This window comes from Mycolicibacterium sp. lyk4-40-TYG-92 (assembly GCF_030209435.1).
GTDB lineage: Bacteria > Actinomycetota > Actinomycetes > Mycobacteriales > Mycobacteriaceae > Mycobacterium.
On sequence record NZ_JARVRX010000010.1, the window covers coordinates 42,407 to 64,075 of the forward strand.

General features: G+C 65.6%; 23 protein-coding genes. 13 read left to right on the plus strand and 10 right to left on the minus strand.

The annotated features are described in order from the left end of the window. Position 1: 1 nt before the first annotated feature. Positions 2-772, plus strand: coding sequence for an SDR family NAD(P)-dependent oxidoreductase (locus tag QRN63_RS15000; protein WP_285031512.1), 771 nt, complete (start codon positions 2-4; stop codon positions 770-772). Positions 773-778: 6 nt separating this feature from the next. Here the strand turns inward: QRN63_RS15000 and QRN63_RS15005 are convergent, their stop codons facing one another. From QRN63_RS15005 to QRN63_RS15015, 3 genes are all read right to left on the minus strand, one after another. Continuing rightward, on the minus strand, positions 779-1,960 hold the full coding sequence (locus QRN63_RS15005; protein ID WP_285031513.1) for an NAD(P)/FAD-dependent oxidoreductase: 1,182 nt from the start codon (positions 1,958-1,960) through the stop codon (positions 779-781). Between the two features lie 72 nt (positions 1,961-2,032). Continuing rightward, positions 2,033-2,470, minus strand: coding sequence for a cupin domain-containing protein (locus QRN63_RS15010; RefSeq protein ID WP_285031514.1), 438 nt, complete (start codon positions 2,468-2,470; stop codon positions 2,033-2,035). Further along, positions 2,467-3,396, minus strand: a complete 930-nt coding sequence (locus tag QRN63_RS15015) for an NADP-dependent oxidoreductase (RefSeq protein WP_285031515.1) — start codon at positions 3,394-3,396, stop codon at positions 2,467-2,469. Before QRN63_RS15015 ends, QRN63_RS15010 begins: the two co-directional genes overlap by 4 nt. 104 nt (positions 3,397-3,500) lie before the next feature. Here QRN63_RS15015 and QRN63_RS15020 point away from each other — a divergent pair, with 104 nt between their 5' ends. The 3 genes from QRN63_RS15020 to QRN63_RS15030 all read left to right on the plus strand — a co-directional run bounded on the left by QRN63_RS15020 (position 3,501) and on the right by QRN63_RS15030 (position 5,442). Next, the gene (locus QRN63_RS15020; protein WP_267318207.1) at positions 3,501-4,400 is read left to right on the plus strand and encodes a LysR substrate-binding domain-containing protein; all 900 of its coding nucleotides are present in this window, start codon (positions 3,501-3,503) and stop codon (positions 4,398-4,400) included. Between the two features lie 29 nt (positions 4,401-4,429). Beyond that, positions 4,430-4,696 carry a UBP-type zinc finger domain-containing protein gene (locus tag QRN63_RS15025; protein ID WP_267318206.1) on the plus strand — a complete coding sequence of 89 codons (267 nt, stop codon included), beginning with the start codon at positions 4,430-4,432 and terminating at the stop codon, positions 4,694-4,696. A gap of 107 nt (positions 4,697-4,803) precedes the next feature. Beyond that, positions 4,804-5,442 (plus strand): HD domain-containing protein, encoded by a 639-nt coding sequence (locus tag QRN63_RS15030; protein WP_285031516.1) that lies wholly within the window; start codon positions 4,804-4,806, stop codon positions 5,440-5,442. A gap of 73 nt (positions 5,443-5,515) precedes the next feature. Here the strand turns inward: QRN63_RS15030 and QRN63_RS15035 are convergent, their stop codons facing one another. Then, positions 5,516-6,061 (minus strand): YceI family protein, encoded by a 546-nt coding sequence (locus QRN63_RS15035; protein ID WP_267318204.1) that lies wholly within the window; start codon positions 6,059-6,061, stop codon positions 5,516-5,518. A 129-nt stretch (positions 6,062-6,190) separates the two neighbouring features. Here QRN63_RS15035 and QRN63_RS15040 point away from each other — a divergent pair, with 129 nt between their 5' ends. Then, positions 6,191-7,336, plus strand: coding sequence for a GTP-binding protein (locus tag QRN63_RS15040; RefSeq protein WP_267318203.1), 1,146 nt, complete (start codon positions 6,191-6,193; stop codon positions 7,334-7,336). Between the two features lie 9 nt (positions 7,337-7,345). Here the strand turns inward: QRN63_RS15040 and QRN63_RS15045 are convergent, their stop codons facing one another. Then, positions 7,346-8,047, minus strand: coding sequence for an MBL fold metallo-hydrolase (locus QRN63_RS15045; RefSeq protein ID WP_267318202.1), 702 nt, complete (start codon positions 8,045-8,047; stop codon positions 7,346-7,348). A 41-nt stretch (positions 8,048-8,088) separates the two neighbouring features. Then, positions 8,089-8,775 (minus strand): HD domain-containing protein, encoded by a 687-nt coding sequence (locus QRN63_RS15050; RefSeq protein WP_267318201.1) that lies wholly within the window; start codon positions 8,773-8,775, stop codon positions 8,089-8,091. A gap of 120 nt (positions 8,776-8,895) precedes the next feature. On the opposite strand from QRN63_RS15050, the gene QRN63_RS15055 reads away from it, so the two are divergent. After that, positions 8,896-9,882 (plus strand): GlxA family transcriptional regulator, encoded by a 987-nt coding sequence (locus QRN63_RS15055; RefSeq protein ID WP_267318200.1) that lies wholly within the window; start codon positions 8,896-8,898, stop codon positions 9,880-9,882. Here QRN63_RS15055 and QRN63_RS15060 read toward each other — a convergent pair. Continuing rightward, positions 9,875-10,480 (minus strand): TetR/AcrR family transcriptional regulator, encoded by a 606-nt coding sequence (locus tag QRN63_RS15060; RefSeq protein ID WP_285031517.1) that lies wholly within the window; start codon positions 10,478-10,480, stop codon positions 9,875-9,877. The genes QRN63_RS15055 and QRN63_RS15060 overlap by 8 nt on opposite strands. A gap of 141 nt (positions 10,481-10,621) precedes the next feature. Here QRN63_RS15060 and QRN63_RS15065 point away from each other — a divergent pair, with 141 nt between their 5' ends. The 3 genes from QRN63_RS15065 to QRN63_RS15075 are packed head-to-tail and all read left to right on the plus strand — an operon-like array spanning position 10,622 to position 14,417. Further along, entirely contained in the window at positions 10,622-11,068 is a 447-nt protein-coding gene (locus tag QRN63_RS15065) for an MmpS family transport accessory protein (RefSeq protein WP_267318198.1), read from the plus strand. Further along, on the plus strand, positions 11,065-13,974 hold the full coding sequence (locus tag QRN63_RS15070; protein ID WP_285031518.1) for an MMPL/RND family transporter: 2,910 nt from the start codon (positions 11,065-11,067) through the stop codon (positions 13,972-13,974). The genes QRN63_RS15065 and QRN63_RS15070 overlap by 4 nt, the downstream gene beginning before the upstream one ends. After that, complete coding sequence (locus QRN63_RS15075; protein WP_285031519.1) at positions 13,971-14,417, plus strand: hypothetical protein; 447 nt, start codon at positions 13,971-13,973, stop codon at positions 14,415-14,417. Before QRN63_RS15070 ends, QRN63_RS15075 begins: the two co-directional genes overlap by 4 nt. Before the next feature lie 2 nt (positions 14,418-14,419). On the opposite strand, the gene QRN63_RS15080 is transcribed toward QRN63_RS15075, so the two are convergent. Continuing rightward, positions 14,420-15,100, minus strand: coding sequence for a TetR family transcriptional regulator (locus QRN63_RS15080; RefSeq protein WP_061007110.1), 681 nt, complete (start codon positions 15,098-15,100; stop codon positions 14,420-14,422). Between the two features lie 145 nt (positions 15,101-15,245). On the opposite strand from QRN63_RS15080, the gene QRN63_RS15085 reads away from it, so the two are divergent. Together QRN63_RS15085 and QRN63_RS15090 are read left to right on the plus strand one after the other, a co-directional pair. Further along, a complete protein-coding gene (locus QRN63_RS15085) occupies positions 15,246-16,298 on the plus strand; it encodes a ferredoxin reductase (RefSeq protein WP_267318194.1) in 1,053 nt (350 codons plus the stop codon). A 35-nt stretch (positions 16,299-16,333) separates the two neighbouring features. Continuing rightward, on the plus strand, positions 16,334-17,476 hold the full coding sequence (locus QRN63_RS15090) for a fatty acid desaturase family protein (protein WP_285031520.1): 1,143 nt from the start codon (positions 16,334-16,336) through the stop codon (positions 17,474-17,476). Here the strand turns inward: QRN63_RS15090 and nei2 are convergent. Both nei2 and QRN63_RS15100 read right to left on the minus strand, forming a co-directional pair. Beyond that, complete coding sequence (nei2, locus tag QRN63_RS15095) at positions 17,381-18,178, minus strand: endonuclease VIII Nei2 (RefSeq protein WP_285031521.1); 798 nt, start codon at positions 18,176-18,178, stop codon at positions 17,381-17,383. The two genes, QRN63_RS15090 and nei2, sit on opposite strands and share 96 nt — an antisense overlap. Further along, positions 18,178-19,149, minus strand: coding sequence for an NAD(P)H-dependent flavin oxidoreductase (locus QRN63_RS15100; protein WP_285031522.1), 972 nt, complete (start codon positions 19,147-19,149; stop codon positions 18,178-18,180). The genes nei2 and QRN63_RS15100 overlap by 1 nt, the downstream gene beginning before the upstream one ends. A 222-nt stretch (positions 19,150-19,371) precedes the next feature. On the opposite strand from QRN63_RS15100, the gene QRN63_RS15105 reads away from it, so the two are divergent. Continuing rightward, positions 19,372-20,316 carry a MerR family transcriptional regulator gene (locus QRN63_RS15105; RefSeq protein WP_285031523.1) on the plus strand — a complete coding sequence of 315 codons (945 nt, stop codon included), beginning with the start codon at positions 19,372-19,374 and terminating at the stop codon, positions 20,314-20,316. Positions 20,317-20,406: 90 nt separating this feature from the next. After that, positions 20,407-21,645, plus strand: a complete 1,239-nt coding sequence (locus QRN63_RS15110; RefSeq protein WP_285031524.1) for a thiolase family protein — start codon at positions 20,407-20,409, stop codon at positions 21,643-21,645. The last annotated feature ends 24 nt before the right edge of the window (positions 21,646-21,669 follow it).

The following is a 21,669-nucleotide window of genomic DNA, read 5'->3' on the forward strand; positions in this document are numbered from 1 at the left end:
CATGGACCGCACCACGTTTGACCGCCTGTTCGACATGACCGACCGCACCGTCATCGTGACCGGCGGGACGCGCGGTATCGGCCTCGCCATGGCCGAGGGATTCGTGCTCGCCGGTGCCAATCTGGTGGTCGCCAGCCGTAAGCCCGACGCGTGCGAGGCCGCGGCCGAACACCTGCGGGGTCTGGGTGGCAAGGCGATCGGTGTGCCGACGAACATGGGCAACCTCGACGACCTCGACCGACTGGTGGACGCCACCGTCGCGGAGTTCGGCGGGATCGACGTTCTCGTGAACAACGCCGCCAACGCACTCGCCCAGCCGTTGGGGGAGATGACGCCCGAGGCGTGGGCCAAGTCGTACGACGCCAACCTGCGTGGCCCGGTGTTCCTGGTCCAGAAAGCGTTGCCGCACTTGAAGACCAGCCCGGCGGCCGCGGTCCTGAACATGTCGTCGGTCGGCGCCTTCCAGTTCGCGCCGTTCGTCTCGATGTACGCCGCGGGCAAGGCCGCGCTGCTGTCGTTCACCCGCTCGATGGCCGCCGCCTATGCGGCCGACGGCATCCGGGTCAACGCCATCGCGCCCGGTCCGGTCGACACCGACATGGTGCGCAACAACCCGCAAGCGATCATCGACGGCATGGCCTCCAACACCCTGCTGAAGCGGCTGGCCAACCCCGACGAAATGGTGGGCACAGCGCTGCTGTTGTGTTCGGGCGCAGGCAGTTACATCACCGGACAGGTCGTCATCGTCGACGGCGGCGGGACACCGCGGTAGGGGACGTCAGTACGTGTGCAGGGGACCGTGCGTTTTTCCGTACATCACCCTGAGTGCGCAGTCGCGGACGAGTCCCTTGTCGAGGAGCTTGATGCCGGTGTTCGGGATGGCCGGGATACCAGCGAGCTTGTGGCCGAAGCGGCCCATGCGGTACTCCCGGCCCCAGGCTGCCTCCAGGCGCTGGGTGTAGTTGGTGAAGTCGCCGGGGCCACCGTTCTGCAGTGCCGCGATGACGCATTCGCCCGCGATCAGGCCGGCCTCGAGCGCCTTCGAAATGCCCGCGCCGGAAACCGGTTTGGCCGCGCCGAGCGCGTCGCCGGTGAAAACCACGCCCGGACGCCACGGCGGCCACGCGGTGAAACCCATCGGCAGCCGCCACGCCCGCACGCTCCTGCTCCTCTTCAATTCCGCGATCGACGGCAGCTCCCAGTCCCGCGGCAGGGACCCCAGAAATTCGCCGAGCAAGTGGGTGGCGTTGATCGCCTGCCAATTCCGGTAGCAGTTGACATAGCCCACGCCGATGTTGAGCAAGCCGCCGCCCATCGGGAACACCCAGCCGTAGCCGGGTAGCTGGTCGCCCTGGAACTGCAGTTGCAGGTAGATGTCGAGCGAATCGGTGTCCGGCCGGTTGGCGGGCATCTCCGCGCGGATCGCGATGGCCGAGTAGCCGTTGTACTCCGAATCGATGTGCAGTGCGCGCTTGACAGGCGAGTACGCGCCGTCGGCGGCGATGACGGCGTCCGCCGAAATCTTCTCCCCGGTCTTGAGGACCACGCCGACCACCCGACCGTCGGCATCGAGATCGGGTCCTGCCACTTCGGCGCCCTCGCGTACTTCGGCGCCGGCCTTCTCGGCGTGCCTGAGCAACACCGTGTCCAAATGCGTACGGCTGACGGTATGTCCGTGATCGGGCATGCCGGGGCGCCGTGGGAAGGACATCTCCCAGCGACTCGGGCTGAACACCGTGACGCGGTTGACCCGGTGGAAGGTGGCGACTTCGTCGGCCAGGCCCATCTTCTGCAGGTAGCTGACGGCACGGGCGGTCAATCCGTCGCCACATGGCTTCTCGCGGGGAAACTCTGCCTTGTCCACGACCAGCACCTTGGCGCCCACCTGCGCCGCCTGCCATGCCGCCGCGGCGCCCGACGGGCCACCACCGGCGACGACGACGTCATAGCGCTGTGTCACCGTGTCCGCCCCGTTCATCCCCGAAGTAGCTCCAGTCCACCAGCTTTCGCGTGGAGCCGCCAGGCGAACAACTTACCCGTGCGGGTCGTCGACTTTCAGTGCGTCCCCGGTGTTCGAGACGAAGACGACGAGGAGCCTGGCTGATTCCGTCGGACTCGTGTTCTCCGTGAGGACATGGTGGGCGCCCGGCTGCTCCACCCAATTCTCGCCGCGGTGATAGGCGCGTACCGGTGCGTCGTCGACCTGGCTGCGCACGGTCCCGTCGAGGACGTAGGCGTAGATGAACGCGTCGCCGTGCCGGTGCGGTGCGGCGCGCGCACCGGGTGGGAACTCGACCACCGCTGACGTGAACGTCTTACCCGGCACGTTGGGGAGCGCCTGCTCGACAAGTGGGGTCAGTGTCTCGACCGGAGGCGGCGAACCGGTATCTGCGGTCGACGACGCACCCCCAGCGCACCCGGCGAACACCGCAACGGCCAGAAGTCCTGTCGCGTAGCGTTTTCCGATCACGGCTGCGTCCCTTCGGCGACCTGGATGATCGTCTTTCCCGGGATGCGCTTGTCCGGCGCGAACGCTGCTACTGCTTCGGCAAGTGGCCGCACGGCGCCGACGACGGGCTTGAGGCGTCCGTCGCGCACGCGGGTGGCGAGCTCGGTCAGCTGCGAGCGGTCGGGTTCGACGACGAAGAACAGCGCGCGGCCGTTGCGGGGAAGTACCTCGGGCGGCGCCGCGATGGACACGAGGGTTCCGCCCTCCCGCACGAGCGCGGCCGAACGAGCGAGGATGTCGCCGCCGATCACGTCGAACACGACGTCGACTTCACCAGTGTCTTCCAGCTTTTCGGTGTCGAGGTCGACGAAGGCGTCCGCGCCGAGTGCGAGTGCCTGATCGCGGTCAGCGGTTCGGCCGGTTCCGACGACGAAGGCGCCCGCCCCGTGGGCCAGCTGCACCGCGATCGAGCCGACGCCGCCCGCCGCGCCGTGAATCAGGACCACCTGGCCGGTGGTGAGATGACCGTGTGTGAACAGTCCCTGCCAGGCCGTCAATCCCGAGATGGGAAGTGCGGCGGCGACGACGTGGTCGATGTCGGCCGGTAGTGGCGCGAGGTTGCGGGCCTCGACGGCGGCGTATTCCGCGAGCGATCCGTTGCGCGTCCAGTCGGCGAGCCCGAATACCCGCTGCCCTACGGTCAATCCGGTTGTGCCGTAGCCCAACTCAACGACAACCCCTGAGAGCTCGTGGCCGGGCACGCTCGGAGTCCGGTCGCGTCCCGCGCGGTCGGTCCAGGTGCCGGGCCAGTCCAGCTCCCCGGGCGTGAAGCCGGCGGCATGTACCCGGACGACGACGTCGTTCTCGGCGGCGTGCGGGTACGGCAGTTCCGTCAGGGACATGCCCTTGATGCCGGCATCACGATCGCTCACGGCCATGGCTTGCATGACGTTTCCTTCCTTCGGTTCATCTCCATCAGAGCAACCGAAACCCATCAAGTCCAATGACGAGAGTTGATCTTTTCGATCAGCATCATTGATAGGTTGTTCCCATGGAACTGCGTCAGCTCGAACACTTTCTCGCAGTGGCAAGCGCGATGAACTTCTCGCGTGCGGCGGAGCAGGCCCATGTCGTGCAGTCCGCACTGTCGATGTCGATAGGGAAGTTGGAGAAGGAGCTCGGCGTCGAACTGTTCGACCGGACCAAGCAGCAGATCAAGATGACGCCGGCCGGTGAGTTGTTTCGCGAACATGCGCGGCGCGTCATCCAGACGGCGCGGTTGGCCAAGGATTCCCTCAGTGACTTCCGTGGGGAGTTGTCCGGAACCGTCGATCTCGGTTCGCTCATCTCCTTCGGCACCTTGGACCTGCCGAAGGTGCTGGGGGAGTTCCACCGGACCTATCCTTTTGTCCAGATCAGACTGCGGCAGAGTCAAACAGGCTCTGCCGCTTACCTTTCCGCGATCGCAGAAGGTGCACTCGACCTCGCGCTGGTGTCCGCACCCGACCGGTTTCCGCCGCGGGTCCAGATGCAGTTGATGTGCGAAGAGCCGATGGTTTTCGTCTGCCGGGCCGACCACCGCCTGGCGCGGCGTCACCACGTGGACCTTACGTCGCTATGCGACGAGGACCTCATCGGTTTCCCTCCCGAGTTCGGGCTGAGAAGACTTGTGGAATCGGCATTTTCGGCCGCCGGCGTGTCGGCACGTACCCCGCACGAGGTGGCGCTCGAGTATTCGATCGCGGCCAGGCTGGTTCAGCATGGGTTGGGCACCATCATCATGCCTGGCAGCGAAGCCGCGAACTTTCCGGACCTGCGCGCCATAGAGATCCGGCCCGCGATCGTGTGGCAGATTTATCTGGCGTCGGCAGAGCAATCACAGATCGGACCGGCGAGCGCGAAATTGGCCGAGATGCTCCTGGCCGACGTTCGGTCCGGCGCATCCCGGTAATCCCGCCGTGCGGGGTTACCGTGGACACCGTGGCATCCATCTTCGGCGACTCGCACTTGAAGAACGTCCGCCTGGTCACCCCGCAGACAACCAAGGGCTGCCAGGACTGCATCGCGGCCGGCACCCGCTGGGTGCATCTGAGGTTGTGTCTCACGTGCGGGCACGTCGGCTGCTGCGACTCTTCGCCGATGAAGCATGCCAGTGCGCACGCGCAGAAGCCGGGGCACGAGATCGTGCAGTCCTTCGAGCCGGGGGAGAACTGGCGGTGGTGCTACGTGCACGAGAAGTACGTCTGACCGTGTCCTGATCTGTGGGATGCGTGGCATTGTGTGCCCTGTAGGTCTCGTCGATCCGCGGACAAAATGGAATGTATCCAATTTAGTCCGATGGAAGGGTGGCGATCATGACCGAAGTTATTGCAGGAGTGACTATTCCGGACACCGAATTGGTCCGGGAGGCCACGTCGATCGTCCGGAAGGCGACCGACGACACCTTGTTCAACCACTCCCGCCGGGTGTTCCTGTGGGGGTCGTTGAAGGCGGCCGCGCGAGGCCTCGATGTCGATCCGGAACTCGCCTACGTGGGCGGCATGTTCCACGATCTGGGCCTGACGAAAGAGTATGGCACCACGCATCAGCGGTTCGAGATCGACGGGGCTGACCTCGCTCGAAAACTGTTGCTGGACTTCGGTCGTAGCGAGCAGGAAGCGACGAATGTGTGGCTGGCGATCGCGCTGCACACCACACCGGAGGTCCCGCATCACCTGCCGCCTGAGGTCGCGGTGGTGATTCTGGGTGTCGAAACCGATGTCATCGGCCTGGGTCTCGAAGAGATCAGCGAGTACCAGCGGGCCGAAGTGGTTGCCGCCCATCCGCGTCCCGACTTCAAGAACCGCATCCTGCGGGCGTTCAACGACGGCATGGCCGATCGCCCCGGCACCACGTTCGGGACGATGAACGACGACGTGCTCGCACACTTCGATCCGTCATTCGAACGGACGAATCTGGTTGACCTCATTCAGGGCAACGCCTGGCCGGAATGAGCACGCCCGGCGGGGAGGACGACGCCGGGCCGGGCGACAGGTGGCGGGGAACCCGGCCCGACGTCACCTCAGGTCAGGCCTGCTTGACGGCCTCGATGTCGAGGGTGATGGTGACCTTGTCGCCGACGACGGCGCCACCGGTCTCCATGGGCAGATCGAGGTCGACGCCGAAGTCCTTGCGGTTGATGACAACTGACGCCTCGTAGCCGGAGACCTCGCCCTGGCCCATGCCGGGGCTCACGCCGCCCCATTCCAGGTTCAGGGTGACCGGGCGGGTGTTGCCCTTGATGGTCAGGTTGCCGTCGAGAAGGTACGACGATCCATTGGGCCGCACTGCGGTCGAAACGAAGGTCGCGACGGGGTGATTCTCGGCGTCGAAGAAGTCGGCCGACTTCACGTGGCCGTCGCGCTGCTCGTTGCCGGTGTTCAGGGACGTCACGTCGATCTCGGCGGTGACCGACGGGGTGCCGTCCGCGTCGACGGTGATGGTGCCACTGAAGTTCTCGAACTTCCCGCGGACCTTGCTGACCATCAAGTGGCGTACCGAGAACTCCACGGTGGAGTGGGCGGTGTCGATGGCCCAGGTGCCGACGCCGAGGGGTGCGGTTGCGGTGGTCATGTGCCTGTCCTTTGTCTCTCGTGTGAGCACCGGCTCGTCCGGACTCTCCACTGCGCAACCGGACCATAGTCCGGATTATTCCGCGGCATCGACTCGCAATCCTTAATGAAAATGATTATCGTTAAGGCCATGTCCTCGACCTCAGCTGAACTCATTCCGGTGACCGTGCTTTCGGGCTTCCTGGGAGCCGGCAAGACCACGCTGCTCAACCACATCCTCGCCAACCGGGAGGGCCGCCGGGTTGCGGTGATCGTCAACGACATGAGCGAGGTCAACATCGACGCGGCGCTCATCGCGGGACAGGGTCACCTCGACCGGACCGAAGAGAAGCTCGTCGAACTCACCAACGGTTGCATCTGCTGCACCCTGCGGGAAGACCTCATCACCGCGGTCGCGGATCTGGCCCGGCAGAAGCGTTTCGATCAGATCGTGATCGAGTCAACCGGAATCTCGGAGCCGATGCCCGTGGCGGCGACCTTCAGTTGGGAGTTCGAGGACGGCTTCGTCCTGTCCGAACTGGCCCGCCTCGACACCATGGTCACCGTCATCGATGCGTGCACCTTCCTGCCGGAGTTGGCGCGCGGGGAGGCGCTCGCCGAGCGGAACCTGGCGGTGGCCGACGGCGACGGGCGCAACATCGCCGACCTGCTGGTCGATCAGGTCGAATTCGCCGACGTCATCCTCGTCAACAAGACCGACCTCGTCAGCGCCAAAACCGTTGCTACCGTGGAGGCTGTCGCGCGGCGCCTCAACCCCCACGCGCGGATCGAACGCACCGAGCACGGGATCGTGCCGCTGGCGACCGTTCTGAACACCGGCTTGTTCGATCCGGAACTTGCCGCGGAGGCGCCCGGGTGGGACGAGGAGATCGCCAATGGGCACACCCCGGAAACCGACGAATATGGCATCAGCAGCATGACGTTCCGCGCCGATCGTCCGTTCCATCCGCGGCGGCTCGCCGATGCTCTCGACCAGGTGCGTGGTCTGCTGCGGAGCAAGGGCTTCTGCTGGATCGCCACCCGGCCGAACATCGCCGCCATCTGGTCGCAGGCCGGACCCAACCTCGTCATCGAACCCGCGCAGTATTGGACGAGTACCGATATCGAGCCGGGTCAGGAGATCGTCTTCATCGGTATTCGCCTCGAAACCACCTCGGTACGAGCACTTCTCGACTCGGCGCTGCTCACCGATGACGAAATGGCGGCCGGCACGAGTGCGTGGCTACGTTACGCAGATCCCCTGCCGGCGTGGACCGCGGCGCACAGCCACGTCTGACAGTTCGCATCACGGCAACCGCGGTCGCACCGCCGACTGCGAGTGGCGGGCAAGCTTGCGACGTTCCCGCTGGGCCCAACGGCGCACCCGCGACGGGTCCAGCGGGCCACCGTGGCCGACGTACACGATCGTGGGGTCGAGCGCGAGTATGGCTTCGAGGCTGGCGAGATTCTGAACTCGGTCGTAGTGAAACGGCGGGTTGGCCGGCCAGGAGTGGATTGCGCCCAGCAGCGGGCCGGCGATCAGGTCTGCGGCAATCAGCTCGCCGGGGCCGGTCAGCACCGAAAGCGATCCGGGAGTGTGGCCGGGTGTGAACAAGATTCGCGCATCAACGCCGTAGTCATGCAGCGGCAGAGCTGACTCGACGAAGACGTCGGGTTCGAACGGCTCGGTGCTCTCGCGAACCATCGGCACTTTGCCGAACAGCCACCCGAAGGGTCCCGTCGGCCGCATGTGTTCGACGATGGCGCGGCCGGACGAGTACGCGGGAAGATCGGCGCGATGGGCAATGATCGGCGCGCCCAGCCTCTTTCGTAGGTGCGACGCGTTTCCCATGTGGTCGATGTGTGCGTGGGTGACCACAATCGCCGAGACGTCGGTGGGGCTGACGCCCTCCTCGGCGAGCGCGGCTTCGATCTTCGGTCCGGCGCCGGGAATTCCGGTATCCACCAGTACCACCTTGTCGCCCTTGACCAGGAAGGCATTCGACATGCCATGAGCTATGACTGATATCGGCGTCACCGTCGTCGATGTCATTGCTGCCGTCCGCGTCCGCCCTGGTCGCCCCAGCCAGCGGCCTCGATGACGTCGAACCACGTGATGGCTGGAGTCTCGGGGTAGATCACCTGGTGGAGGTGGCCGGGAAAACTGAGCGGGTCGCCCTTCGCGGGGTTGTCGTGAACTTGGTGTGCGATGGCCTCGGCGAGCTGAAAGCCAAGGTTGTGGCGGGGCCATGCCTGGTGCACCCGGTCGGCGAACCCGTCGGGCAGCAGTCCTTTTCCCAACCCGATGATGTCGGTGCCGATGCCCAGCTGAGCCACCGCCGGCACGGTTCCGAACCGATGCGCCAACCCCGGACTGGTGTGCAGGGCGATGGCAGTCCATACGGTGGTGACCTGGTCGTCGTCGATGTCGTGCGCGCGCAGGAACGCCGCCGCCGCGTCGGCGCCGTCAACCTCGAATCGTTGGTCGCCGTTCGCGTGGTCGGTCGCGCCCAGGTCGTGCAGGATGCAGCTGAGATAGAGCAGTTCATCGTCATAGTCCACTCCGGCGTGGATGCCTTGGGCTGCGGCAACCTCGCGGGCGAACAGGTAGCTGCGCACGCTGTGGTTGTAGATGAATGCCGGGGTGACTCGGAAAGTGAGTTCCGTTGCGGCCATGGCGATATCGGAATCGGGCAGGCTGAACGTCTCGGCCTGGGTTGGCTGCGGATACGGCATCGGCGTCCTCTCCGTCGGTGGATGAGTAGCCAGTGTCGCGCGTGCGAACTGCTGGCGATAGTGGCTGGATAGCCATATAGTGCAAATATCTCGCCACATGGACGATGGAAGGCAGAGTCGATGATTGTTGCCGTACTCGGCCTGCCCCGCGTCATGGGCTTTGAACTGCTCACCCCCGGACAGGTATTCGGGATGGCGAATGTGGCCCTCGCCGAGGAGGGCGGCCCGCCGCGTTACGACGTTCGGATATGTGCGTTGACTCGGACTGTCACAACGATGTCCGAGATGGGCGAGGTGAAAATCATTGCCTCGCACGGAATGGACGCACTGGCGGAGGCGGATGTCATCGTCGTGCCGGGCACCGCCGACTTTCTGACCTACAACCATGCCGTCGTTGCCGACCAGTTGTGTGCTGCTGTCGACCGCGGAGCTCGGGTTGCCTCGGTGTGCGTCGGGGCGTTCACGCTCGCAGCCGCAGGCCTACTGGCCGGGCGCCGCGCTACCACCCATTGGCGCTGGTCCGGTGAGCTCGCGCGCCGGTACCCGGACGTCCGGGTCGATGACTCGGCGTTGTTCATCGATGAAGGTCACGTGCTGACTGCGGGCGGTATCGCGTCGGGGCTGGACCTGTGCCTGCATCTGATCCGCCAGGACGGCGGAGCCGAACTCGCCGCGAAAACAGCGCGCCGACTTGTCATTCCGGCATGGCGTGACGAAGGTCAGGCGCCGCACATCGAACATCTCCCTCCGGCGCGCCCCGAACAACCACTGCAGGCGACGATCGAATGGATGAAGTCGCACGCCGAGGAACCGCTGGACCTCAACACGATCGCCCGGCAAGCGTCCATGAGCGCACGTAGTCTCAACCGCCAGTTCAGGATTCAGTTCGACACCACGCCGATGCAGTTGCTGCTCCAGATTCGCATCGACCTGGCTCGCACCCTGCTGGAAACAACCGAGCTGCCGATGGCCCGCGTGGCGGAAGAATCCGGGCTGGGGTCGCATGCGCTGTTGCGCTATCACTTTGCCCGAACAGTGGGCATGCCACCGCACCGGTACCGCGCCAACTACCGATCTGGGCGCGAAACCGCCGGATCCGCTAATTGACAGCGAGATCACCGAGCAGGTATCGCTGCAGCGTGATGCCGAGGTCGGTGGCGAGTTGCTCGTTCGAGCGGCGGACCAGTGGTTCAAGTCCGAAGACGTAGCGCGCCAGCGCGAAACCGTTGACCTGTGACATGACCAGTGCGGCGCGGTACTCGGCATCGGCCGAGCCGAGTCCCTCGGCGATGGGCGCAATGATCTTGCGCGCCAGAAAATCCCGGACCAGCTTTGCCGCCTCGGGTTCGGAGGTTGCGGCGCGCACCATGCCGATCATGGGTCGCCTGCTGACTTCATCCTCCAAGGCGTTGAGAATGAACGTCGCCAGTCGAAGGCCGGCCCCGTCTTTGTCGCCGTCGAGTACCCGGCCGATGACCACAGCGGGTTCGACCGGTAGTTCGACCACCGCGAGGAACAGGTCCCACTTCTTGCCGTAGAAGTGGCTGACCAGCGCCGGGTCGACACCGGCCTGCAATGCGACCTGCCGCAGCGACGTCCGCTCGTACCCCAACTCCGCGAACAGCTTTCGTGCGGTCTGCTCGATCGCCTCACGGGTCCCGTTGGGTCCCGGACGGCGGCCACCGCGGGTGGGTCGCTGCGCCATTCGACTCCCTGATTCACAGAATTCTTTACGTGTTGAATTATAGCCCCGCCGGGTTTAATGTCATACCGTCAACCTTCTTGATTAGCCACGTGAGAGAGATGTCCCGCGCAGTCGACGCATGCCGGTGCGAAAGGGTAACGGATGCAGCGGTTTTCGATCAGACGCCAGCTGAGTCGCCACTGGATGTACGTGGTGGCCGCGGTGGTGGTCGTGGTCGCCGGTTTCGCGGTGTACCGACTGCACGGCGTCTTCGCCTCGCATGACGTCACATCGACCCCGAGCGGCGCGGTGAACGATATCGTGCCCTTCAACCCCAAGCATGTGGTGATGGAGGTCTACGGACCGCCGGGCGCCGTCGCCACCGTCACCTACCTGGACGTCAATGCCCAGCCGCAGCGCGCCGACGCCGTGACGTTGCCGTGGACCTACGACACGACCACCACCCAGCCCGCGGTGTTCGTCAACCTCCAGGCGCAGGGCGACAGCGACTCGATCGGCTGCCGCATCACGATCGACGACGCCGTCAAGGACGAGAGAACGGTGAACACCGTGCACGCCTTCACGTACTGTCTGGACAAATCAGGATGAGCGCCAACCGGGTTCCCGACTTCATCCGCCGATACTCGGTGCTGATCGCATTCTTCTGGTTGGCCCTGGCCGTCGTCACGAATGTCTTTGTGCCGCAGCTGGAAACTGTGGCCGAATCGCACAACGTGTCACTGAGCCCGACGGACGCACCGTCGCTGCAGGCGGCGAAGCAAATCGGCAAGGTGTTCCACGAGTTCGATTCCGACAGTTCGGCGATGATCGTCCTCGAGGGCGACCAGCCGTTGGGCGCCGCTGCGCATCACTACTACGACGGCCTGATCGACAAGCTCACCGCCGACACCAAACACGTCCAGCACGTACAGAACTTCTGGGGTGACCCGCTGACGGCGGCCGGTTCGCAGAGCGCCGACGGCAAGGCCGCGCTGGTGCAGGTGTATCTCGCCGGCAATCAGGGTGAATCGCTGGCCAACGAGTCCGTCGATTCCGTCCGCAAGATCATCGAAACCACCCCGCCGCCAACAGGTTTGAAGGTGTATCTCACCGGCGCGGCGCCGCTCATCACGGACCAGTTCGAGGTGGGCCGCCACGGGACGCTCAAGACCACGCTGATCACCATCGGCGTCATCATGGTGATGTTGTTCTCGCTCTACCGCCGGTTCACCACGGTGATCATGGTGATCTTCACGGTGATGATGGAGCTGACGGCGTCCCGCGGCGTCGTCGCCTCGCTCGCCAACGCGGGCATCATCGAGCTGTCGACATATTCGACGAACCTGCTGACGCTCCTGGTCATTGCCGCCGGCACGGACTACGCGATCTTCCTCCTCGGCCGCTTCCACGAGGCCCGCTATGCGGGGGAGGACCGGATCTCTGCCTACAACACGATGTATCACGGCACCTCGCACATCATCCTGGGTTCGGGTCTGACCATCGCGGGCGCAGTGTTCTGCTTGACGTTCACCCGGTTGCCGTACTTCGAGAGTCTCGGAATCCCGGCCGGCACAGGCGTTCTCGTCGCCGTGGTCGCCGCGTTGACGCTCGCGCCCGCGCTTCTGTGCATCGGCCGGCACTTCGGCCTCTTCGAACCGGTGCGCCAGCTGCAGACGCAAGGCTGGCGGCGAGTCGGTACGGCCATCGTGCGCTGGCCCGGCCCCATCCTGGCGGTAACCGTCGCCGTGGCTCTCATCGGACTGATCGCCTTGCCTGGGTACAAGACGAGTTACGACACCCGCCCCTACATGCCTGCCAACGCGCCCGCCAACATCGGCTACGCCGCCGCCGAACGGCACTTCTCCCAGGCCCGGCTCAATCCCGAACTGCTGATGATCCAAGCCGACCACGATCTGCGGAACTCCACCGACATGATCCTGCTCGAGCGCGTCGCGAAAGCGGTTTTCCACACCGACGGCATCGCGCAGGTGCAGTCGATCACCCGGCCGCTGGGGACGCCGCTCGACCACTCGTCGATACCGTTCCTGATCAGCGCCGGCAATGCCGGCCAGATCAACAACCTGCCGTTCCAGCAGGCTCGCAGCGCTGACCTGCTCAAGCAGGTCGAGGTGATCAACAAGTCCATCGACATTCTGCGGCAACAGTATTCGCTGCAACAGCAGTCGAGCGGTATCACCCACGAGCAGGCCACGGCATTTCAGCAGACGGTCGCGACCGCCCAGGATCTGCGCGACAAGATCGCCAATTTCGACGACTTCTTCCGCCCGCTGCGCAATTACTTCTACTGGGAGCCGCACTGCTACGACATCCCGGTCTGCGCTGCCTTGCGGTCCATATTCGACGCCCTCGACGGCATCGACGACCTGACCGATCAGCTGAACGACGTCGCGGGGAGCATCGCCAAACTCGATGCGCTGCAGCCGAAGTTGCTCGCGCTGATCCCGCCGCAGATCACCAGCCAGGAGACCAACCGCGAACTGACGATGACGAATTACGCCACGAACAAAGGTCTCAACGACCAGGCTGCCGCATCGCTGCAGAACGCCACCGCGCTGGGCCAGGCGTACGACGCGTCGAAAACCGATGACTCCTTCTATCTTCCGCCGGAGGCGTTCACCAACCCCGAGTTCCAGCGCGGCATGAAGTTGTTCATGTCGCCGGACGGCAAGGCCGCCCGGATGATCATCACGCACGACGGCGATCCCGCGACGCCGGAAGGCATTTCGCACATCGCCGCCATCCGGCATGCCGCCCAACAGGCCGTCAAGGGCACGCCGTTGGGCGGGTCGAAGATTTATCTCGCCGGAACTGCGGCCACCTACAAGGACATTCAGGACGGCGCCAAATACGACCTCATGATCGCGGGCATCGCCGCGCTGAGTCTGATCCTGCTGGTGATGATGTTCATCACCAGAAGCATCGTCGCTGCCTTCATCATCGTCGGTACCGTGGCCCTGTCGTTGGGCGCCTCGTTCGGGCTCTCGGTGTTGATCTGGCAGGACATCTTCGGCATCGAGCTGTACTGGATCGTGTTGGCGCTGGCCGTCATTCTGCTGTTGGCGGTGGGGTCGGACTACAACCTGCTACTGGTCTCCCGGTTCAAGGAGGAGATCCACGCCGGCATCAACACCGGCATCATCCGGGCGATGGCCGGGTCCGGCGCGGTGGTGACCTCGGCGGGGCTGGTGTTCGCCGCGACCATGGCTTCCTTCGTGTTCGCCGACCTTCGGGTGCTCGGTCAGATCGGCACGACCATCGCCCTCGGTCTGCTGTTCGACACGTTGATCGTGCGGTCGTTCATGACACCGGCCATCGCGGCGCTGCTCGGACGCTGGTTCTGGTGGCCGCTCAAGGTGCGGCCGCGCCCTGCCAGCCAGATGCTGCAGCCCTACGGCTCGCGTCAGGCCGTGCGGCAACTGCTGCTGTGGGAGGACGGCGATCCCGCGGTCAGTTCATCGGGTGCCGGCTCGCGAAGCCATGGAGGAGACGCATGACGGACATGGAGCTGTGGGGCGGTCTGACCATCCTGGCCGGGCTGCTGGCACTGACCTTCGTCGGATGTGTCTTCGTGTACGTCCGCGGGTTGGAGCGGCGCCCACCCGCTCCGTTGGGCGAACAGGTGGGTGCCCACAAAGCGGTACTGGCCAAGGTGCGCAAAGGCCAGCCGATGTCGCAGGACGAGATCGACTACGCGAATGAGCTGGTGTCCGACGCCGGCTCAGCGCTCGCCTACGCGATACCCGCCGTCCTCTTCACCATGGGCTTCTTCTACGTCGTCGGGTGCCTCTACGAGCTGCAGGTGCACGGCGGCCGTCCCTCGTTCCGCACCTTCGTCGGCGGCATCCCGATGCTGACGTCGATGAACATCTTCGGGCAGTTGCACCGGGTGGCACGACTGAAGAAGCGCGTGCCTGTAAGTCCGACCCTGGTGTCCTGACGTTAGCCGCTGTGCCACCCGGCCACGCCGACGGCGATCATGCGCAGCTGCTTGCGCGCCGTCCGCTTGACGTCGTCCAGTGCCTTGGCGTCATTGGCGTCGTCGATGGATTCGGCGGTGGTCATCATCGTGTTGACGAACAGCCCGGCCACGATGTTCAGGTCCTCGGCGCTCCAGGTCGTCAGCCCGGGCAGCCGGCCCAGGTCGATCGCGAGCTCGGAGGTGATCAACCGGATTTCCGTCCGGATCGCGTAGCGCAGCGCGGTGACGCCGCTGTTGCGTTCGCGGCTGATGAAGCGCCAGTGCTCGGGGCGTTCGGCGACGCTGCTGAACAGAATGTCGACCGAGGACTCGATGATGCGTTTGGGGTCGAGTTGGCCGGCGCGGCCACCGCGGAGCATTTCCCGCAGAGCGCGGAACGACTCGTCGATCAGCACCAGGCCGAGGGCGTCCATGGTTTCGAAATGCCGATAGAAGGCCGCAGGCACGATACCGGCCTCGCGGGTGACCTCACGCAGGCTGAGCGCGCTGAAACTGTCCTCGTCGAGCAGCTTGAGGGCGGCCGCGATGATGGCGCGGCGGGTGGCTTCCTTGCGCTCTTCGCGCGAGAGGTTGTCCTGGACGCGGGAGCTGGATGAGCGGCTGGACCTCCGGTCGCGTGAACCAGGGGTACGACTGTTCACCGAACAAAGTTTACACAGCGTGGCGACGGGGCATGTTGATACAGATGTGCATGAGTTGTCGGTACGGATGTTCACCATGTGATCCGAGCAACAACCTGCGGTTTAAGTCTTGACGCGAACGGTTGAAGTGGGTCACTGTGTACACATGTTCACCGAAACTTTGAGCCGCCGGGTACGGCGCTCCGCCCTGGTTGGCATCCTCACCGGCCCGCATGGCGTGGACCGGTACACCGAGGTTTTCGACCGCACCTGGACTGTCAACGATGCCCGCGCCAAGGTGGTCGCGGTCCGTCGGCAGACGCCGCGCAGCGTCACCCTGACCCTGCAGCCCAACGACGCCTGGCAGGGCTTCAAAGCCGGCCAGCACATCAACCTGACCGTCGAGATCGACGGCCGCCGCCGGACCCGGTGCTACTCGCCGGCGAACTCCGAGGGCAGCCCGGTCATCGAGCTGACTGTCGGCCTCCACGACGGCGGCCTGGTCTCGACTCACCTGTTCGAGCACGCCGAGCCCGGCATGGTCGTCCACCTCGACTCCGTCGGCGGCGACTTCGTCCTCCCGGCGGTTCGCCCGCGTCGCATCCTCCTGGTCTCCGGTGGCAGCGGCATCACCCCGGTGCTCTCCATGCTGCGGACGCTGCGGGAGGAGAACTTCGACGGCGAGGTCGCGTTCCTCCACTACGCCCGCAACCCCGAAGAGGCCGCCTACGCCACCGAGCTGGCAGCGACTCCCGGCGTCAAGGTGCTGCACAGCTACACCCGGTCCAACCGGGGCGACCTCAGCGGCCACTTCGGCCCGGATCACCTGGCAGCCGCGATGCCCAACCCCGATGCGGTGTTCGTCTGCGGCCCGCCGGCACTGGTCGACGCCGTCAAGGACCTGCTGCCGGGCACGCAGTCCGAGAGCTTCGTGCCCCCGGTCATTGCGGTCCCGACCGATGCCTCCGGCGGCAGCGTCGCCTTCACCGGGAGCAAGGTCGACGTCGTCGACGACGGTCGCTCGATCCTGGAGCAGGCCGAGGCCGCCGGCCTGAACCCGACCAACGGCTGCCGGATGGGCATCTGCCACACCTGCACCCGCAAGAAGATCAGTGGCCCGGTGAAGAACCTGATCACCGGCGCCGTCTCGACCGCGCCCGACGAAAACATCGAAATCTGCGTGACCGCCCCGTGCGGCGACGTCCAGATCGATCTCTAGACCCCACCAGCCCACACACAAAAAGGAGACGAACCATGACTCAACGTCCCGCCCCCATGACCCCCGAACAGTTCGACGAGTTCGGCCGCGCACTCGACGCCATCCGCGAACGCCACCTCGCCGACCTCGGTGATCGCGACTCCGAGTACATCCGCAACATCATCGCCATGCAGCGCAAGCTCGAGGTCGGTGGCCGCGCCCTGCTGTTCCTGCCGCCGGCCTGGCCCGTCGGCACCGTGATGCTCGGTCTGTCGAAAATCCTCGACAACATGGAGATCGGCCACAACGTCATGCACGGCCAGTACGACTGGATGGGTGACCCGGCGCTGCGCGGCCAGAACTTCGAATGGGATTCGGCCTGCCCGTCCAACCAGTGGCGGCACTCGCACAACTACATGCACCACACCTACACCAACATCGTCGATATGGACCGTGACATCGGCTACGGCATCCTGCGGATGAGCGAGGACCAGAAGTGGAGCCCGTACTTCCTGGGCAACCCGGTCTACGCGTTCCTGCTGATGGTGTTCTTCCAGTACGGCGTCGCGCTGCACGAACTCGAGGCCGAGCGTATCCGCACCGGCGAAATCCGCCTGCGGGACAAGAAGGACATGCTGCGTGAGATGTGGGCGAAGGTCCGCAAGCAGACCGTCAAGGATTACGTGGCGTTCCCGCTGCTGGCCGGTCCGTTCGCGCCGTTCGTCTTCGCGGGCAACATGACTGCGAACCTGATGCGCAACGTGTGGTCCTACACGATCATCTTCTGCGGTCACTTCCCGGAGGGCACCCACGAGTTCACCGTCGAGGAGACCAAGAGCGAAACCCGCGGGCAGTGGTACTACCGCCAGCTGCTGGGCTCGGCGAACCTGACCGGTGGCAAGTGGTTCCACATCTTCAGTGGCAACCTGTCGTTCCAGATCGAGCACCACCTGTTCCCCGACATCCCGGCGCACCGTTACGCGGAAATCTCGCCGGAGGTCGAGGCGCTGTGCGAGAAGTACGACCTGCCCTACAACAGCGGTCCGATCCACAAGCAGTTCTTCTCGGTGGTCAAGAAGATCTGCCGCCTGGCCCTGCCGGACTCATGGCTGACAAAGCGGGCACCAGAAGGTGATCCGGTCAGTCAGGTTGAGGTCGTCGACGACGTCGAGGTTCTGGTGCCGGCCTCGGTCGGCTGATTCGATCAGCGTCCCGCACCTGCGACACGCCTGCCCGGCCCGGCCGTACACCCAGAGTTGACGGCCGGGTCGGGTATCGCCCGTTGTGGTCCTACTCCATCTGTTTCTGTTCAGCCACAACATGTCCCGGGCCCGCTGCGCCAGCCGCAGCGGGTCTTTCACTGTGCCCACCGGGGCCGTCGGGCGGCGGCCGACGATGAAGCACAGCTCATTGGCGTAGACGTTGCCGACGCCCGCGAGGTTGCGTTGGTCGAGTAGCGCCTGGTGCAGCGGCCGGTCGGGCTCCCGGGTGAGGTTGGCTGCGGCGGTTTGTGGATCCCAGTCCGGCCCGAGGAGGTCCGGGCCGAGGTGTTTGACGGGTTCGTCGTCGTGGTCTCGTCGCAGGACTTCCAGGGTGCCGAGTTCGGAGCCGACCGCTTGGATGTCGCCTGCTTCCAGGATGATTCTCGTCCTGTGGTCGGGGCGGCGGGGTCTGGTGTTGACCTGCCACTTGCCTTCCATTTTGAGGTGCGAGTGGATGCTGGCCTCGGCGGTGCGGATGAACAGGTGCTTACCGCGACTGATGACCTCGTCGACCGTCTGGCCGGTGAGGTCGACGGTGGCGAACTTCGGCACGCGAATATCGCAGCGCGTCAGCGTCTTTCCCTGCAGCGCCTCGCGGAGGATGGCTGCGGTGTGCCAGACGGTATCGCCTTCGGGCATCAGCGGATGTAGGCGTGGGCCCGGGTCAGGGTGCGTTCGGCGTCATGCGCGATCTTCTGGACCAGCGGCGCCGCCAGTTCGAGGTCATCGATCAGGTCGAGGGCCTCGCCGGCCCAGATCGGGACGTAGTCCATGTCTGATTTGGCCACTCGGTCACGGAACTCCTGCTGCGCCTTGAGATCTGCGTCGAGCTCGGCGTCGTGGTCCTGCCATTGGTCGGTGAAGACGCTGCGCAGGGTGCGCGCCGGATACTGCGCCGGCCAACGCGTTTCGACGGGCCGGGCGGCGATGTCGATGGCGCGGCCCGTGGTGGTGTCCGCGGCCGTGGCCTTGAGCATGACCTTCGACTCGGCGGCGCTGAGCAGCGACTCGTGGGTGGCTTCGAACCGGGTGCCGATCATGGCGCCCGCGGCGCCGAGGGTCAGTGCGGCAGCCAGGCCGCGCCCGTCGGCGATCCCGCCGGCAGCCAGTACCGGAATGCCGTGCGCCAGGTCGACGACGGCGGGGACGAACGGCAGCGTCGACCGGCCGCCGTGGTGGCCGCCCGCCTCCCGGCCCTGCGCGACCAGTGCCTGGACGCCGGTGTCGAGCGCCTGCCTGGCCTCATCGAGGCTGTGGACCTGGGACAGCAGCGGGATGTTCGCGTCGTGGATGGCCTTGGCGAACGGAGCAGGGTCACCGAACGACAAGATGATGCCGGCGGGCCGCTGCGCGATGACCCAGTCGATGATCTCCTGATTGATCGCCCAGGTGAGCAGGCCGACGCCCCACGGCTTTTGGGTGTTTTCGCGGGCTATGGCGCATTCGGTGGCGAGCGTGGTCAAGTCGCCACGGCCGCCGCCGATCAGGCCGAGGCCGCCACCTTCGGACACCGCGGCTGCCAGCCGCCCACCGGAAACGTCGCCCATCGGGGCCAGGACAATCGGGTGCTCGATGCCGAACAGTTCCGTCAGTGGGGTGTGCAGGGCCATGGGTCTCACTTTATGACTCGGTTGGGGACGGCTCGGTGTCGTCATGTGTCGCGGCGGGCCCTACGACGAATGTGCAGCTTCGGAACGACCTGGCACGTCAACGCGGAGTAAAGCTGCACACTCGCCATAGGACCGGGAATCGGCGTCAGTGGGTCCAGCGGGCTGGAAATTTGACCTTGCCCCCGGCGGCAATGTTTACCCTCTGGGCTGAGGACATTGACCATGCAGATTTCCGAGCTGGCCCGGCGAACGGGCGCGTCGACCAAGGCCGTGCGGTACTACGAGGACCTCGGCCTCCTGGAGCCGTCGCGCCTGTCCAACGGCTACCGGGACTACACCGACGAGGACGTGCAGATCGTCAGCGAGGTGCGTGCGCTCGCCGCGGTGGGCATCGCGCCGTCGAAGGCCGGGCCGTTCATCGACTGCCTCCGGCACGGCCACGAACACAGCGACGAGTGTCCCGAGTCGCTTGCGGCCTATCGGGACAGCATCGCGGTCCTCGACGACACCATTGCCTCGCTGACACAACGCCGGCAGGACCTCACAGCACGGCTCGACGCTGCCGCGTGCCGAGCATTCGACAAGAAGGACGAACCGTTGACAGATTTCACGACGCTCCCCGCCGGCCTTCCGGTGCCCGAAAACGACGGTGCGGCTGATCATCTGGTCGGGCTGCAGGTCCCGGACATCACGTTGCCGTCGAGTGGCGGTGGTGAAGTCCCGCTGCGCCATCTGCCGGCGGGGCGGACGATTCTGTACCTGTACCCGCTGACGGGCCGTCCCGGCGTCGACCTCCCCGAGGGGTGGGACGCGATCCCCGGGGCCCGCGGATGTTCCACCGAGGCTTGTGACTTCCGCGACCACTTCGCCGAGCTGAAAGCCGCTGGGGCGAGCCAGGTCTGGGGCATGTCGAGTCAGGACGTCGACTATCAGGCGGAAGTGGTGCGGCGGCTGCGGTTGCCGTTCCACATGCTGTCTGACGAGAAGTTCGCCCTCGCTGAGGCCGCGGGACTCCCGACGTTCGCCGCCGACGGACATCCGCGGCTCTACACCCGGCTCACGATGGTGATCCGCGACGGTTGCATCGAGCACGTCTTCTATCCGATCTTCCCGCCGAACACGCACGCCCAGCAGGTACTCGATTGGCTGCGCGCACATCCGGTCTAGAGACCGCTGACGCGCGGCCCTCACGGATTTGCCCGCTGCCAGGGCGGCGTCAGCGGTACGCTCGCCTCGACATCGAGCGGGAGACGGCTGATGACAGAAGCATTTGTGCTCGGGGGTGTCCGCACTCCATTTGCGCGGTACGGCAGTTCGCTGTCGCACATCCGCACCGACGACCTCCTCGGCATGACGATGAAGGGCGCGTGCGAACGCGTCGGCGTCGAACTCGGAGCCATCGAGGACGTCGTCGCCGGCTGTGTGAATCCCGCACATGAGGGGATGGGTGACGTTGCGCGCTGGGCGGCGCTCGCCGCTGGATTCCCCGACACCGTGGCCGGGACGACCATCAACCGGTTCTGCGGATCGTCGCTGAGCGCCACCATCAACGTCGCGCACGCGATCCGGGCCGGCGATCTGGGCGTGGGCATGGCCTGCGGCGTCGAATCGATGTCCCGATCGGGCTGGGCCTACATGAAAGGCGACGCGCCGTTCGCCCCGCGCGGGCCCGTCATCCTCCTCGACACCATGTGGGCCGGCGCCGGCGGCCCACCCAACCCCGCGCTGCTGGCGCGTAACGCCTACATCAGCATGATCGAGACCGCGCAGAAGGTGGCCGACCGCTACGGTCTGTCGCGCGAGGAGATCGACGCCTTCGCGCTGCGCACGCAGCGAAATGCCAAGGCGGCCCGTGATTCCGGGCGGCTGGCCAAGGAGATCATGCCGGTCGAGATCGCCGCGACGAAGAAGTCACCGGCGAGGGTGTTCGAGCACGATGAGTTCATCCGCGACGAAACCACAGCCGAGCAACTGGCGGCGCTGCGTCCGCAGCCGGGCACCACCCAGATGACGGCGGCCAACTCGACGCCGCTCACCGATGGCGCCAGCGCCCTCGTGCTGGCGTCGGGGGAGCGTGCGGCGGAACTCGGCGTCGAGCCGTTGGCGCGCGTGGTGTCCTCGGCGGTGTACGGGATCGATCCGCTGTTCATGGGTCTCGCCCCGGCGTGGGCGCTGCCCCTTGCCATCAAGCGAGCCGGGCTGACGCCGGAACAGATCGACGTCTGGGAAGTGCACGAGGCGTTCAGCGCGCAGGCTCTCGGCGTGCTGCGGGAGCTGCCGAATCAGCTCGGCGGGTTCGTCGTGCCCGATGAGAAGCTCACGCCCAACGGCGGTGCCGTGGCGATCGGCCATCCCTTCGGTGCCACCGGTGCCCGCTACGTCCTGACCCTGGCCACCGAACTGCGCGAGCGCAATGCCCGCTACGGGGCCATCGGAGTCTGCGTCGGCTCCGGCCAGGGCGTCGCCATCGTGATCGAAAACCCTGCTGCTGCTTGAGGAGCCAGGGGATGGTCGCCGCCG